The following is a 14,677-nucleotide window of genomic DNA, read 5'->3' as shown; positions in this document are numbered from 1 at the left end:
TAAGGCATGTGTGCGAATTACTTACCCTCCCGTGCGGAACGATTGCAGAAGCAATTCGGTGTTGCCACGCCGGCGCATGCGGCAGCCAGGGAAGCCTTTCCAGGCTACCTGGCGCCAATCGTGCGCCTGGCCGAGGACGGCAGCGGCGAGCGCGAATGCGTAGCCGCCTGTTTCGGCCTGGTGCCGGCATGGGCGGACCTGAAACTCTCCCGCCATACCTACAATGCCCGCACCGAGACCGTCGGCGAAAAACCCTCGTTTCGCAGCGCCTTTCACAAGCGCCAGTTTTGTATCGTGCCAGCCGAGGCTTTTTTCGAGCCAAATTACGAGAGCGGCCATCCGGTGCGCTGGCGGATCGGCAGCGACGCCGGGCAGGATCTCGGCATCGCCGGCATCTGGGACTGGCGGCCGCACGGCGGCCCGAATGACCAGCCGCTGGTGTCGTTCTCGATGCTGACCATTAACGCCGACCACCACCCACTGATGCGCCGTTTCCACAAGCCCGGGGATGAAAAGCGCATGGTGGTGATCCTCGAACCCGATCAGTACGCCGACTGGCTGCAGGCCGACGCCGAAGAGGCGCGCAGTTTTTTCACGACCTATCCGGCTGAAAAATTGCAGGCGGCGCCGGCGCCGCGGGTCGCCCTGCGCAAGGCCGCCCCCAGGCAGAACAATTTACCCCTGCTTTGAGCGTCGCCCGCAGAATCCTGCGGTGGATGCACTCTTCCCCGGCCCTGCGTGGCGCCGCAGTAGCCCGCCGCGCCCGAGTATGCTTTAATCGCGCATTATCAATTTACTTACCTGAAGGAATCCCACCGTGGCCGGAACCAGCCTGTTAGCCCTGCTCGACGACATTAGCAGCATCCTCGACGATGTCGCCACCATGACCAAGGTCGCGGTCAAGAAAACCAGTGGCGTACTGGGCGATGACCTGGCGCTGAATGCCCAGCAAGTCTCCGGCGTGCATGCCGAACGTGAATTGCCGGTGGTATGGGCGGTCGCCAAGGGCTCGATGAAAAACAAGCTGATTCTGGTGCCGGCGGCGCTGGCCATCAGCGCTTTCGTGCCGTGGCTGGTGACGCCCCTGCTGATGCTGGGCGGCGCCTATCTTTGCTTCGAAGGCGTGGAAAAGCTGGCGCACAAATTCTTGCACAGCAAGGCGGAAGACCAGGCCCATCACGATTCCCTGAGCCATGCCCTGGCCGACCCGAAGGTGGATATGGTCGCCTTCGAAAAAGAAAAAATCCAGGGCGCCGTGCGCACCGATTTCATCCTCTCGGCCGAGATCATCGTGATCGCGCTGGGCACGGTAGCTGGCGCCTCCTTCGGTGCGCGGGTGGCGGTGCTGGCGGGAATCGCCCTGCTGATGACGGTCGGCGTGTATGGCCTCGTCGCGGGCATCGTCAAGCTGGACGATGCCGGCCTTCACCTGAGCCAAAAAGGCGGCGTGCGCAGCGCCATCGGCAAGATGATACTGGTGACCGCGCCCTGGCTGATGAAAACGCTGTCCGTGGTCGGCACTGCGGCGATGTTCATGGTGGGCGGCGGCATTCTCACGCACGGCGTTCCGGTCCTGCATCACCTCATCGAAAATATCGCGCAAGGTACCGCCGGCATTGCTGGCATCGGTGGCATGCTGGCCGCCGTGCTGCCTACACTGCTCAGCGCCATCGCCGGCATCGTTGCCGGCGCCATCGTACTCGGCGTGGTCAGCGTCGCCGGCCGCCTGTTCAAAAACCTGCGCAAGCAGGCTTGAACAGACTGGCCTGACGAATTAGGGCCGGCTAGGAGTCTGCGCGGCAAACAGAATTTGAGCGAGCGAAACGGGCGCAACGCCAGCCGGGCTGATATTGGCCCGGCATTGAATTCTGAAATTGCTGACTGATAGGCGTTTTTGAGCTGCGGCGCGACACCGGAATGTGCGTTTTCCCCATTTTTAAACTACGCACACATCATATTTGCCATTCTTCGCAGGTTAAGCGCAGCGCAGACGAGTTTCCACTCTGCCTGGGCCTTGGCGATGCCGCGCATGCTAAATTGTCGGAAGCCCAGTACGTGCTTGATCCAACCATTTGGCGGTTCGGATAACCACTTGCGCCGCCGGTAGGCATCTTGGGTGGCGGTGGATTTGAATCGTTCTGCCATGGCCGCCGAGAGTGGGCGTTTGTTCGGATCAATCCCAAGCGCTTGTCTACCTTCGCGCCCAAGGGCAACGATGATCTCGGCGGGATGATCACGCAGCGTTTCAAACACGGCCTCGGATCGATAGCCTGCATCGGCGACGACCTGGTGCGGATCGTCGCCCGTATTCGCCTTGACCGCCGCCAGCACCGCGGGCAATTGACGGCTATCGGCGCCGCTATTGGTCAGTTCGGCAGCGACGATGATGTGCGCCGTATCATCGACTGCGGCTTGCGCGTTGTAGCTGTAATCGAAGCCGCCACCGGCGCGCTTCATGATCCGGCTTTCCGGGTCGGTAAAGTTGTCCTGGGCCTTGGGCTTGGGCTCACCGAACTTGTACTTGTATTTCGACTTCTTGAGCGCCTTACCATCGCCGTCTGGCGGCGTATTGTCGTCGTCAGCGCTGCGGCCACGCTCGGTATCTGCCTGACGCTGGCGTTCCTCCAGCCGTGCGCGCGCCGCGCCAATGGCTGCAAGCCGGTCCTCGCGTCGGCTTATCTCAGCTGGAATGTCCAGTGCCGGCTCGTTCTTCTCGGCCAGGTCGGCTGCCTTGGCCTTGGCCAGTAGCGCGTCGATCTGCGCCTTCAATTCCAGCTCCGATTTCTTCATGCGCTCATAACTCATGGCCTTGTGGCGCGATGCGTTGGCCTTAATCTTGGTCCCATCCACAGCGATGGTTCCCAACTTGACCAGGCCGCACTCGCGCGCCAACTTCACCACTTGCACGAACAAGTCGGACAACTCTTTCAGATGGAAAGCACGGAAGTCGCAGATCGTGCGGTGCGCGGGATAATTGCCAGCAGCAAGTACCCGGAAGGCAACGTCTTCATGCAGCTTCTTTGCCAGCTTGCGCGACGAGAACACCCCGGTCGCATAGCCATAAACCAGCACTTTGACCATCATCGCCGGATGAAAGGGCTGATTGCGCGGCCCGCCACCTGCATATCGCGCATGGAAGGTGCTCAGATCAAGCGCATCGATCGTATCGCTGATGTAGTACGCAAGATGGCCATCTGGTAGCCACTCTTGCAATGCAGGGGGAAGCAGCATTTGCTGCTGCGGATCGTAGGGAAGATAGCTCGATGTCATCACGAATCAACGTTTACGAATCTATTCGGATGACATCAGCGTTCTGCCGCGCAGACTCCTAGTGGACTGTAACAATTGATTCGGGAGTGATTCGCTTGCTTGGATCGAAGTACTTCCACTTCACTGGCTTTGGCTGGGTGTTGTAGTGACGGATGTAACGCATGAGTTTTCTCTTGAGATCAGTCAGCGATGTGAAAACGCCCCGCGCAATGACGTCGCGTTCGATTTTTGCAAACCACAGTTCGACCTGATTCAGCCAGGATGAATATGTAGGAGTGAAATGCATATGCACCGTGGGATGCGCCTCCAGAAATGCCGCGACGAGCTTGGTTTTGTGCGCGGAGAGATTGTCGGCGATGACGTGGATTTCTTTGCCCTTGGGTTGGTTGGCGACGATGTCTGTGAGGAAGGCCACGAACTCAGCCGAGGTGTGTCGCACAGCGGTCTTGCCCAGCACCTCGCCAGTCCTGGTGTTGAAGGCGGCATACAACGACAGCGTGCCGTGCCGGTAGTATTCGAATCCATGGCGTTCGGCGCGTCCGGGCGACAACGGCAGCACTGGGTCTTTCCGATCCAGCGCCTGGATCGCAGTTTTTTCGTCCACGCAAAACACGGCCGCGTGCTGGGGCGGATTCATGTAGAGGCCAATCACATCGGCGGCCTTGGTTTCAAAGTCGGGATCGTTGGAGGCGAGATAGCCTTCGAGGCGATGCGGCTTGATGCCATGCTTGGTCCAAATGCGCGCGACCGCCATGTGCGAAATCCCCCCGCCCAGTTCGGCAGCCAGCTTGCGTGTCGACCAGTGCGTCGAACCATCGGCCGGTTTGTGTTTCGTGGTTCGGGCCAGTACGCGTGCCTCGATGCGGTCGGTGACCTTGTAGCGTTCCCGCCCGGCATGGCGCGAAAACAGTCCGGCAAGCCGGTCTGCGGAAAAACGCTTGCTCCAGAGATCAATGAAGCTGTCGCTGCAATCGAGCTTGGCGCGGATATCGGCCCAGGTATGGCCATCGGCCAGCAGCAAAATCAGCCGGGCGCGACGTGCAGTATCTGCCCGTCCATTCCTCGCACTGACCTGTTGTTGGAGCTCCATGCGTTCGCTTTTGGTGAGTATCATCATGCCCTCCATGAGCATGAGTATACTTCGTTTTTAAATGTTACAGTCCACTAGTGCTTGCGGCCCGAACCCGACTTGCGACCGCCGCCGGATAGCTTGTTTTCGGTCGCCCAGGCGCGCCGTTTTGCTTCATCCGCCGGCATGCCACGTTGCGAGTAAGTTTCCTCGATATGCTTGGCCTGGCGCTTTTGCTTGTCAGTGTAGGAGGATTTGTCACCTCTGGTCATGATGGATCTCCTTCAATGACGCGTGATATCAATGGTGAGTGATATTTGATGCCGGCGTTGGATGGATGGTTCCGCTGGCATGAGCCGCACTGCCCGGCAATGCAAATGCACAAAAAAAGCCGCCCTGCTTGCACCGGGCGGCTTTTTTCATGCTGGCAGACGGCTTATCGTTGCGAGAGCGCATCCACCACGCACAACGCGGTCAGGTTGACGATGCGCCGCACCGTCGCCGACGGCGTCAGGATATGCACCGGCTTGGCGCAGCCGAGCAGCACCGGGCCGATGGCGATACCGTTACCGGCGGCATTCTTGAGCAGGTTGTAGGAAATGTTGGCGGCATCGAGGTTCGGCAGCACCAGCAGGTTGGCATCGCCCTTGAGCCTGGTGTCCGGCATGGTCTTTTTCAGCAGGGCTGAATCGAGCGCGGTGTCGCCATGCATCTCGCCATCGACTTCCAGGTCCGGTGCCTTTTCCTGCAGGATCGCCAGCGCAGCGCGCATCTTTTGCGCCGATTCGCTGTTGCTGGTACCGAAGTTCGAATGCGACAGCAGGGCCACGCGCGGATACAGGCCAAAGCGGCGCATTTCCTCCGCCGCCAGCAGGGTAAGCTCGGCGAGCTGCTCCGCAGTGGGATTTTCATTGACATGGGTATCGACCAGGGCGACCTGGCGATCCGGCAGGATGAGGATATTCATCGCGCCATAGACATTCACCCCTTCACGCCGGCCCAATATGTGGTCAACGTAATGCAGGTGCAGCGGGATGTTGCCGAAGGTGCCGCAGATCATGCCGTCGGCATAGCCCTTGTGGATCATCATCGAACCGATCAGGGTGTGACGGCGGCGCATCTCCAGCTTGGCGTAGGGCTCGGTGATGCCTTTGCGGACCGACATCGCCAGGAACGTCTGCCAGAAGTCGCGGTAGCGCTCATCGTATTCCGTGTTGATGACCTCGAAATCGACTCCCGCCTTCAGGCGCAGGCCGAAGCGCTCGATGCGCTTTTCCAGGATTGCCGGCCGGCCCACCAGGATCGGTTTGGCCAGATTTTCGTCGACGATGATCTGCACTGCGCGCAGCACGCGCTCGTCCTCGCCCTCGGCGAAAACGATGCGTTTCTTCTCCGCCGGCGCGCACTTGGCCATGGAAAAGATCGGCTTCATGAAAGTGCCGCTGTGATAGACGAACTGCTGCAGGCGCTCGGCATAGGCCTGCATGTCGGCGATCGGCCGCAGGGCGACGCCGGATTCCGCCGCCGCCTTGGCCACCGCCGGCGCGATCTTGATCATCAGGCGCGGATCGAAGGGCTTGGGAATCAGGTATTCCGGCCCGAACGACAAATTATGGTCGCCATAGGTAGAGGCGACCACATCGGATTGCTCGGCATGCGCCAGATCGGCGATCGCACGCACCGTGGCGATTTCCATTTCGCGGCTGATGGTGGTGGCGCCGCAGTCGAGCGCGCCGCGGAAGATGTAGGGGAAGCACAGGACATTGTTGACCTGGTTCGGGTAGTCGGAACGGCCGGTACAAATGATCGCATCGTCGCGCACCGCCCTGACTTCTTCCGGCAGGATTTCCGGCGTCGGGTTGGCCAGCGCCAGCACCAGCGGGCGCGGCGCCATGGCCTTGACCATTTCGGGTTTGAGGACGCCGCCGGCCGACAGGCCGAGGAAGATGTCGGCGCCGGCGATGATGTCGGCCAGGCTGCGCGCCGAAGTCTTTTGCGCAAAGCGCGCCTTGTCCGGGTCCATCAGTTCGGTGCGGCCTTCATACACCACGCCGGCGAGGTCGGCAACGTAGATGTTTTCGATCGGAAAACCGAGATCGACGATCAGGTCGAGGCAGGCCAGCGCGGCAGCGCCAGCGCCGGATACCACCAGCTTGCATTCCCTGATGTCCTTGCCGACCACTTTCAGGCCGTTCAGGATGGCGGCGCCGACGATGATCGCGGTGCCGTGCTGGTCATCGTGGAAGACCGGGATCTTCATGCGCTCACGCAGCTTCCTTTCGATGTAGAAGCATTCCGGCGCCTTGATGTCTTCCAGGTTGATGCCGCCGAAGGTCGGCTCCAGCGAAGCGATGATGTCGACCAGCTTGTCGGGGTCGGTTTCGTTGATTTCGATATCGAACACGTCCACGCCGGCGAATTTCTTGAACAGCACGCCCTTGCCTTCCATGACCGGCTTGGATGCCAGCGGGCCGATATTGCCCAGGCCCAGCACGGCGGTGCCGTTGGTGATCACGGCGACGAGGTTACCGCGCGCGGTGTACTTGAAGGCATTGTTCGGGTCGGCGACGATTTCTTCGCAGGGCGCTGCGACGCCCGGCGAATAGGCCATCGCCATGTCGCGCTGGTTGGTCAGTTGCTTGGTGGGGGTAACGCTGATCTTGCCGGGAGTGGGAAACTGGTGATAGTAGAGTGCAGACTCACGCAATTGCTGACGTACTTGTTCCTTGCGGCTTTTTTCGGAATCCATCGAACGGCCTTTCCCATGCTTGCTAAAACTTCGATTCTAGCAGACAGAGCGCTTCCTCTCATGGGCAATCAGACATGACATGATGATTTCCAAAATGGCAATACCTTCGGTGCAGGCAGCGCCAACGCAAGGAAAAGTGTCGCAGACATAACCCGACAGGCATCCTTCGGTACAATCCTGTAATGCTTTCCGAATTCGACTTGATCGCGCGTTATTTCACCCGCCCGCTGCGCCCCGGCAGTGCCGCCACGCTGGGCGTGGGCGACGACTGCGCCTTGCTGGCGCCGGCCGCCGGCATGCAACTGGCCATTTCCACCGACATGCTGGTGGAAGGCCGGCATTTTTTCGCCGGTGCCGACCCGGCCCTGCTCGGCCACAAATGCCTGGCGGTCAACCTGTCCGACCTGGCGGCGATGGGCGCCAGGCCGCTCGCCTTTACCCTGGCATTGGCCCTGCCGGCGGCCGATGAAGCCTGGCTGGCGCCATTTGCGCAAGGCATGTTCGCCCTGGCCGACCTGCACGGCTGCGAACTGGTCGGCGGCGACACCACCAGGGGTCCGCTGACCGTCAGCATCACGGTGTTCGGCGAAGTGCCGAAGGAGCAGGCGCTGCGCCGCTCCAACGCCCGGGTCGGCGACGATATCTGGGTGTCCGGGACGCTCGGCGAGGCGCGCCTGGCGCTGGCCGCGCTCGCCGGCGAACTGGCGCTGGACGCGGCGAGTCTGGCCGCCGCCGCGCCGTGCCTGCACGCGCCGGCGCCGCGCGTGGCCCTGGGGCTGGCGCTGCGCGGCGTGGCCAGCGCCGCAATCGATATCTCCGACGGCCTGGCCGGCGACCTCGGGCATATCCTGAAACAGTCTGGCGTCGGCGCGGTCGTCGATATCGATGGCTTGCCGGCCGGACCAACCCTGGCACTACAGCCACCCGCGCTGCAGCGGGCTTACTGCATCGCCGGCGGCGACGATTACGAATTATGCTTTACCGCCGCGCCGGAGCGGCGCGCAGACGTGCTGGCCGCCGCACGCGCCAGCGCCACCCCGGTTAGCCGCATCGGCGTCATTGAAGCCGCACCGGGCCTGCGCCTGGTCGATGCGGCCGGACGCCCATGCCAACTCCCGATGACTTCCTTCGACCATTTCGCCTCTCCATGACCACGCCGCAACCCACTCCCCGCCCCTATATCGACAAGCCCCGCGCCAGCTTCATGCTGGCACACCCGGCACACCTGCTGGCACAGGGTTTCGGCAGCGGCCTGTCGCCGGTCATGCCGGGCACCATGGGCACCCTGCTCGCCTGGCTCAGCTTCGCCGTGCTGTCCTCGCGCTGGCCAGCCTTCTTCACGCCATTTAACTGGGCGGTAATCATCGCCGCCGGCTTCGTGGTCGGCATCTGGGCCTGCGACCGCACCGGGCGCGACATGGGTATCGCCGACCATGGCAGCATGGTGTGGGATGAAATCATCGCCTTCTGGCTGGTGCTGCTGCTGGTGACCCCGGCCGATACCGCAAGCCAGGTCTGGGCCTTTCTCTGGTTCCGATTCTTTGATATGGTGAAACCACCGCCGATCGGCTATTTCGACCGCCGTTTCAAGGGCGGCTTCGGCGTCATGTGGGACGATATCGTGGCGGCCTTCTTCACTTTGCTGGTGTTTGCGGTGTGGCGCTCGATTTAATCTATTAAAACAACCAAGGAGACAAGCGAATGGATGACATCATCGATCTGGCGGCGCGCGTGGGCGCCGCCCTGAAATCCCGCAACCTGCTGCTGACCACCGCAGAATCCTGCACCGGCGGCGGCGTGGCCGAGGCGATCACGGAAATTGCCGGTTCCTCCGACTGGTTCGACTGCGGCTTCGTGACCTATTCCAACGCCTCCAAGACCGACATACTGGATGTCTCGGCGTCCAGCATCGCCCTGCACGGCACCGTCAGCGAGGAAATTGCCGCCGCCATGGCAGAAGGCGCCCTGGCCAACAGCAATGCGCATATCGCGGTCGCCACCACCGGCATCGCCGGACCGGGCGGCGCGGTGCCGGGCAAGCCGGTCGGTACCGTGTGCTTTGCCTGGACGAAGGATGGTGTAACACACAGCGAGCGGCTGGTATTGCAAGGCGACCGCCAGGCAGTGCGCCGGCAGACAGTGGTGCATGCGCTGCAGGGCTTGCTGAAATTCCTGGACCAGCGCTAAGGCTTGCCAGGCTGGCGGGGAAACCGCGGGTTCAGGCAGCCCGTGCGCGATTGATGGCGTCGCGCGTTTCCTGTGCAACACGCCGTGCCGCCTGGGCGTAATTCTCGCCGGCAGCCGGTTTAGCGTACAGGATCGCGCGCGAAGAATTGATCATCATGCCGCTGCCAGCCGCAGTCCGGCCGGCCGCGACCGTGGCCGGAATGTCGCCGCCCTGGGCGCCGATGCCCGGCACCAGCAGCGGCATGTCGCCGACGATCTGGCGCACCTGTTCCAGCTCATGCGGGAAAGTGGCGCCCACCACCAGGCCGCACTGGCCATTGGTATTCCATTTATCCGCCACCAGCCGGGCCACATGCTGGTAGAGCGGCTGGCCGTCGACCTTCAGGAACTGCAGGTCGGAGCCGCCCGGGTTGGAGGTGCGGCACAGGATGATGGCGCTGCGTTCCTTCCATTCCAAATAAGGCGCGACCGAATCGAAGCCCATGTAGGGATTGACCGTCACGGCGTCGGCACGGTAACGCTCGAAGGCTTCGCGCGCATATTGCTCGGCGGTATTACCAATGTCGCCGCGCTTGGCATCGAGCACGATGGGGATGTGCGGGTAATTCTCGTGCAGGTAAGTACAGATCGCTTCCAGCTGCTCTTCGGCGCGCAGCGCCGCAAAATAGGCAATCTGCGGCTTGAAGGCGCAGGCCAGGTCGGCGGTGGCGTCGATGATTTCCTTGCAAAAGGTGTAGACGGCATTCGGTTCCCATTGCAGCTGCTCGGGCAGCTTTTCCATGTCGGGATCGAGCCCGACGCATAGCAGGGAATCGTTGGCCGTCCAGGCGGCGGAGAGTTTGTCGATGAAGGCAGTCACGGCGGCAATCGGGAAATTCGGGAATTTGGCTGAGATTAGGCTGAGATATGCATTGTAACGCGTGTAAGGTCTGACGCTGGCGATTCATCGACCCCAGGCCCGGCAAAGCGTGTTAATTTATTCCATGCTGTATTACTTTGCTAAAAATTTTTCTCAAGGGAAAATCATATGAAAAACTGGACGAAATACCTGACGATCGCCCTGCTGGTCTCGCTCCTGTCAGCCTGCGGCTACAACGACTTCCAGGCCAAGGACGAGGCGGTCAAGTCGGCCTGGGGCGAAGTGGTCAACCAGTACCAGCGCCGTGCCGACCTGATCCCCAACCTGGTCAATACCGTCAAGGGCTATGCGTCGCACGAAAGAGAAACCCTGGAAGCGGTGACGCAGGCGCGCGCCAAGGCCACCAGCTTCCAGATCACCCCGGAAGTGCTGAACAACCCGGAAGCCTTCAATAAATTCCAGCAGGTGCAGGGCGAACTGTCGTCGGCGCTGTCGCGCCTGATGGCGGTGGCGGAAAATTATCCGCAACTCAAGGCCGACGGCCTGTTCCGCGACCTGCAATCGCAACTCGAGGGCACCGAAAACCGCATCACCGTGGCGCGCCAGCGCTATATCGTGGCAGTCCAGGAATACAACATCCTGGCACGCAGCTTCCCGACCAACCTGACGGCGATGGTCTTCAAGTACCAGGTCAAGCCGTCGTTTACGGTCGAAAACGAAAAAGCCATCTCGACCGCACCAGCCGTCAATTTCGGCAAGTAAGCGGCAGGTGCGAGGGATTACGGGCATGCCGCAACTGCGTTACCTGGCAGCGCTGCTGCTGTTGTGTCTGGGGCAGGCGGTGTGCGCGCAAAATTTCGTGGCGGTGCCGCCGCTGACCGCGCATGTCACCGACAGCATCGGCATGCTGACGGCCGCACAACGGCAGGCGCTGGAAAACGTCCTGACGGAATATGAGACCCGCACCGGAAGCCAGATCGCCATCGTCCTGGTCAGCAAGACCGAACCGGAAGCCATCGAACAATATGGCATCCGCGTGGCCGACGCCTGGAAGCTCGGCCGCAAGGGCGTCGACGACGGCGTGATCCTGCTGGTGGCGAAGGACAATCCCTCAGCCCTGCGCCGCCTGCGCATCGAAGCCGGGCGCGGCGTGCAGGGCGTGCTGACCGATGCCCAGTCCAAGCGCATCCTGCAGGACGTGATCGCGCCGCATTTCCGCCAGAACGATTTTTACGGCGGGCTGGCGGCGGGCGTGTCGGCCATCACCAGCCTGCTGGAGCAGGAAAAATTTCCTGCGCCGCAAGGCGCGCAAGGCCAGGCGGCGGAGGAAGACGGCCTGGGCGGCTGGCTGCCGCTGCTGTTTTTCGTGTTCATGGTCTTCGTGATGATGTCGCGCGCGCGTTCCGCGCGCCGCAGGTTCAGCCGCAATGGCTGGGGCGAGGCGGCCGGGGTCATCCTTGGCAGCCATATCGGCCGCGGCGGCTTTGGTGGCGGCGGTGGTGGATTTGGCGGCGGTGGCGGCGGTGGATTTGGCGGCGGTGGCGGCGGTGGATTTGGCGGCGGCTTCGACGGCGGCGGCGCCTCGGGAGACTGGTAATGAATAAAATTTCGCGTTTTTGCCATCACCTGTTCATGACCAGCGCTGCTGCCCGCAAGGCCTTCCCCGCGCAGGCGCTGCAAACCATCCAGGCTGCCGTGGCCGCCGGAGAAAAGCTGCACCGGGCAGAAGTACGGCTGATCATCGAGCCGGCCTTGCCCTTTGGCGACCTGCTGCAGGGCACGCATTCACGTGCCCGTGCGCGTGAACTTTTTTCGCTCTACCGCGTGTGGGATACCGAAGAAAACTGCGGCGTGCTGGTGTATATCAACCTGGCCGACCACAAGGTTGAAATCATTGCCGACCGCGCCAGCGGCCGCGCACTGCTGCCGGCAGACTGGAAGGCCGTGTGCAAGACCATGACCGACGGCTTTGCCCGGGGCTTGTACGAGCCGAGCGTGCTGGCGGCGCTGGAAATGCTCAACGGCTTGCTGCACCAGCACTTTCCCGGACAGGGCGGCAGCGCCAATGAATTGTCGGACCGGCCACTGATCGTCTGAGCCGGGCCGGCGCCGCCCGCGCCTTATTTACTGTCTACTGTCGAATTTACTGTCGAATTTCCGGCCGGCATCTGCCGCACGCAGTCTGGCGATGCGCTCGGCATCGCTCGGATGCGAGCTGAAGTATTCCAGCGGCTCGGCTTCGCCCTTGCCACCCTTTTCGTCCTCTGTGGCCGCATCGTCTTCGTCATCCGCCTCGGCATGGCGACGCCTGTCAGCCGTGCCGTCGTCATGCCGGTGCGACGCCGCGCCGCCGCGCTGTGCGCCGGCCTTGCCCATCTTTTCGAACAATTCGGCCATCGGCGTCAGCGGCAAACCGTTGGCCTGCATCATGTCGATCGCATACTGGTCCGATTCGCGCTCGAAATCGCGTGAATATTTTTGGTCAAGCAGCAGCGCCGGCACCGCCGCCAGCGCACTCGACACATCGCCGATCCACAGGTTGACCACCACGCCGACACCGAGCGCCTGCAACAGCCGCCGCAGCGCATGGCGGCGCTGCACGTGCCCCAGCTCGTGGCCGAGCACGCCCAGCACAGCCTCGTCGCTATCGGCCAGCTTGACCAGCTCGTCGGTCATCACGATCACGCCATTGGGCAGGGCAAGGGCATTCGGCCCGATATGGCTGCGCCGGAACTCCAGGCGATAGGCGGTCTGCTCGCCGCGCGGCTGCTTGAGCTGGCTGAACAGGCGGGTCAGGCGCGCCTGGACGACGGGATCGAGTTCGCTGGGCGACATGAAGCTTGCGTCGATCAGCTCCAGCTGGCCGTCGCCGACCTTCTGTTCCAGCGATGCCGGCAGGTGCAGGGCGGCCTGGTCGGCGGCCCACGGCAAGCCCCACTGGTAAGCGGACAACAGCAAAGTCAGCACGCTTGCCAGCGCCAGCAGCGACAACAGCCAGTTGCGCTGCCAGCGCACCACGCGCGGTTCGCGGTAGCCATTGGCAGCCAGCAGTTTGTCCAGTTGCGGATCGCTGATGTGGATTCTGCCGCCGTCCGGCAGGTACAGGATGCGCGGCGCGTGTTCGAGCCGTTCCGACACGCGCAGCCTGGAAAGGCGGTGACTCTGCTTGACGCCCTCGCCGCGCATGGCCACCACGCGCTTGTGCATCACCACGGTCACCGGCTGGCGCCGGGTGCTCTGGCCGTCGAAGTAGATGGCGTCGATCATAGCGCGATGTCGATATCGAAAAATTCGCCGGCTTCCTGGCCGGCGGCGCCGGCGTCGTCAACCGTCTGGTCGGAAAAAAATTCATCCAGGTCACCCTGCGGCACCAGCGCCAGGCTCGCCAGACGATAGCGCACCAGGCGCACGGTCGCAAATGGCTTGTACAGGCCGAGCGTGAGCATGATCAGCGCCAGGTTGGAAGCATGGATCCAGAACAGCTTGCGCGCGCTGACGCTGCTTTCAAAATGCAGGTCGGCCAGTTCCGTGTGGTTCCAGACCAGGTTCTGGATGCGGCTTTCCAGGTAGGCGCGCAGCACCAGGTAAGACGCATAGGCGCTGGCCATGCCGTACAAAATCTTGAACAGCCAGCCGAAGGGGGTGGTCGACAGATAGCGGAACAGGTCGCCGGTCAGGAAACCGAAGATGGCGACGGGAATGCCGCCCAGCGAGGCCACCGCCATCGACTTGGCATAGACCTTGAAAAAGGACCCCGGCCCGGCATGGAAGAAAAACGGCGACTGGCCGAAATAGGCATTGTCGTGCTGATAGCGCTTGAGCAGGTAGTGCGCCAGCGGCACCGTGGCCATCAACACCACCAACAACGCCACAACCGCCATCACCAGCAAGCCGATGCGCGGCCGCGAATCGAACGAGGCGAATACGCTCCAGGCGAACAGGCCGGTGAAGGCCAGGATCACCGGGAACAGGATCAGCATGCGGTAGGCCTGGGCGACCGTGCCGTGGAAACGGAAGCGCAGGCCACGGTAACTGGAATTGGCCAGCTTGAAGCGGAACGCGCGCGCCAGCAGCCAGGGCATGATGGCGACCAGGACCAGGCCGACCGTCAGCGCGGCAAACGTCGACAGCTCGGCGGCGATCTTGTACGCCACCAGCAGGCCCAGCGCCAGGATGCGTCCCTTGAGGATCGCCTTCGGATTGCCGTGGTAGTCAAAAATATCGCCGGCGACGCAGGTATTGCGATAGAAGTATTGCAGCCGGCGCACCTTGGCCCAGGCTGAATAAACGCCGACGGTGACAATGGTCAGCAGCAGGTTGACCACCCAGATGCGGAAATACTCGCTGCCGCTGCCGGTGAATTCAAAACGCCGGGGTTCAAGCTTGGCAGCCGGCGCAGCGGTTGCCGCGGCTTCCCGCCTGGCGCTGGCGGCGTGCGCAGGCCCGTGGACTGCGTCGCCGCTGCCGGCAAGGGGCGCTGCCGGTGTTGCTTCGAGTCTCAGCGTGCTCGTTTCAGTCATGCTTTCTCCGGAAGTGCGCTTGC

The 14,677-nt window shown here is 62.3% G+C and carries 15 protein-coding genes; 8 read left to right on the top strand and 7 right to left on the bottom strand.

The window, feature by feature from the left end; genetic code table 11:
- The first annotated feature begins 6 nt into the window (after positions 1–6).
- Both D3878_RS21630 and D3878_RS21625 read left to right on the top strand, forming a co-directional pair.
- Positions 7–690, top strand: coding sequence for an SOS response-associated peptidase (locus D3878_RS21630; protein ID WP_119787353.1), 684 nt, complete (start codon positions 7–9; stop codon positions 688–690).
- 127 nt (positions 691–817) lie between these two features.
- The gene (locus tag D3878_RS21625) at positions 818–1,756 is read left to right on the top strand and encodes a DUF808 domain-containing protein (RefSeq protein WP_119787352.1); all 939 of its coding nucleotides are present in this window, start codon (positions 818–820) and stop codon (positions 1,754–1,756) included.
- A 185-nt stretch (positions 1,757–1,941) separates the two neighbouring features.
- Here D3878_RS21625 and D3878_RS21620 read toward each other — a convergent pair whose 3' ends face one another.
- The 4 genes from D3878_RS21620 to D3878_RS21610 all read right to left on the bottom strand — a co-directional run bounded on the left by D3878_RS21620 (position 1,942) and on the right by D3878_RS21610 (position 7,088).
- Positions 1,942–3,270, bottom strand: coding sequence for an IS1182 family transposase (locus D3878_RS21620; RefSeq protein ID WP_119783739.1), 1,329 nt, complete (start codon positions 3,268–3,270; stop codon positions 1,942–1,944).
- Between the two features lie 58 nt (positions 3,271–3,328).
- A complete protein-coding gene (locus D3878_RS21615) occupies positions 3,329–4,384 on the bottom strand; it encodes an IS630 family transposase (protein ID WP_119787672.1) in 1,056 nt (351 codons plus the stop codon).
- Positions 4,385–4,434: 50 nt separating this feature from the next.
- Positions 4,435–4,611: a hypothetical protein gene (locus D3878_RS24155; RefSeq protein WP_199688224.1), complete on the bottom strand. Its 177-nt coding sequence runs from the start codon at positions 4,609–4,611 to the stop codon at positions 4,435–4,437.
- Between the two features lie 164 nt (positions 4,612–4,775).
- Positions 4,776–7,088, bottom strand: coding sequence for an NADP-dependent malic enzyme (locus D3878_RS21610; protein ID WP_119787351.1), 2,313 nt, complete (start codon positions 7,086–7,088; stop codon positions 4,776–4,778).
- A gap of 182 nt (positions 7,089–7,270) precedes the next feature.
- Here D3878_RS21610 and thiL point away from each other — a divergent pair, with 182 nt between their 5' ends.
- From thiL to D3878_RS21595, 3 genes are read left to right on the top strand one after another with little or no spacing between them, the layout of a single operon-like run.
- On the top strand, positions 7,271–8,239 hold the full coding sequence (thiL, locus tag D3878_RS21605) for a thiamine-phosphate kinase (protein ID WP_119787350.1): 969 nt from the start codon (positions 7,271–7,273) through the stop codon (positions 8,237–8,239).
- Positions 8,236–8,760, top strand: coding sequence for a phosphatidylglycerophosphatase A family protein (locus D3878_RS21600; RefSeq protein ID WP_233556418.1), 525 nt, complete (start codon positions 8,236–8,238; stop codon positions 8,758–8,760). Before thiL ends, D3878_RS21600 begins: the two co-directional genes overlap by 4 nt.
- Before the next feature lie 29 nt (positions 8,761–8,789).
- Entirely contained in the window at positions 8,790–9,275 is a 486-nt protein-coding gene (locus D3878_RS21595) for a CinA family protein (RefSeq protein ID WP_119787349.1), read from the top strand.
- A gap of 31 nt (positions 9,276–9,306) precedes the next feature.
- On the opposite strand, the gene pyrF is transcribed toward D3878_RS21595, so the two are convergent.
- On the bottom strand, positions 9,307–10,134 hold the full coding sequence (gene pyrF, locus D3878_RS21590) for an orotidine-5'-phosphate decarboxylase (protein WP_119787348.1): 828 nt from the start codon (positions 10,132–10,134) through the stop codon (positions 9,307–9,309).
- Positions 10,135–10,302: 168 nt separating this feature from the next.
- Here pyrF and D3878_RS21585 point away from each other — a divergent pair, with 168 nt between their 5' ends.
- The 3 genes from D3878_RS21585 to D3878_RS21575 are packed head-to-tail and all read left to right on the top strand — an operon-like array spanning position 10,303 to position 12,231.
- A complete protein-coding gene (locus D3878_RS21585) occupies positions 10,303–10,896 on the top strand; it encodes a LemA family protein (protein ID WP_119787347.1) in 594 nt (197 codons plus the stop codon).
- Between the two features lie 25 nt (positions 10,897–10,921).
- Entirely contained in the window at positions 10,922–11,731 is an 810-nt protein-coding gene (locus D3878_RS21580; RefSeq protein WP_119787346.1) for a TPM domain-containing protein, read from the top strand.
- Complete coding sequence (locus tag D3878_RS21575) at positions 11,731–12,231, top strand: TPM domain-containing protein (RefSeq protein WP_119787345.1); 501 nt, start codon at positions 11,731–11,733, stop codon at positions 12,229–12,231. The genes D3878_RS21580 and D3878_RS21575 overlap by 1 nt, the downstream gene beginning before the upstream one ends.
- Positions 12,232–12,258: 27 nt before the next feature.
- Here the strand turns inward: D3878_RS21575 and D3878_RS21570 are convergent, their stop codons facing one another.
- Together D3878_RS21570 and D3878_RS21565 are read right to left on the bottom strand one after the other, a co-directional pair.
- Entirely contained in the window at positions 12,259–13,401 is a 1,143-nt protein-coding gene (locus D3878_RS21570) for a M48 family metallopeptidase (RefSeq protein ID WP_119787344.1), read from the bottom strand.
- A complete protein-coding gene (locus D3878_RS21565) occupies positions 13,398–14,654 on the bottom strand; it encodes a YjgN family protein (RefSeq protein WP_119787343.1) in 1,257 nt (418 codons plus the stop codon). Before D3878_RS21565 ends, D3878_RS21570 begins: the two co-directional genes overlap by 4 nt.
- Positions 14,655–14,677: the final 23 nt, after the last annotated feature.

The sequence above is a fragment of the Noviherbaspirillum sedimenti genome (genome assembly GCF_003590835.1).
GTDB classification, from domain to species: domain Bacteria; phylum Pseudomonadota; class Gammaproteobacteria; order Burkholderiales; family Burkholderiaceae_D; genus Paucimonas; species Paucimonas sedimenti.
Note: the sequence above shows the minus strand (reverse complement) of the source record. Positions and strands in the feature narration are given on the sequence as shown.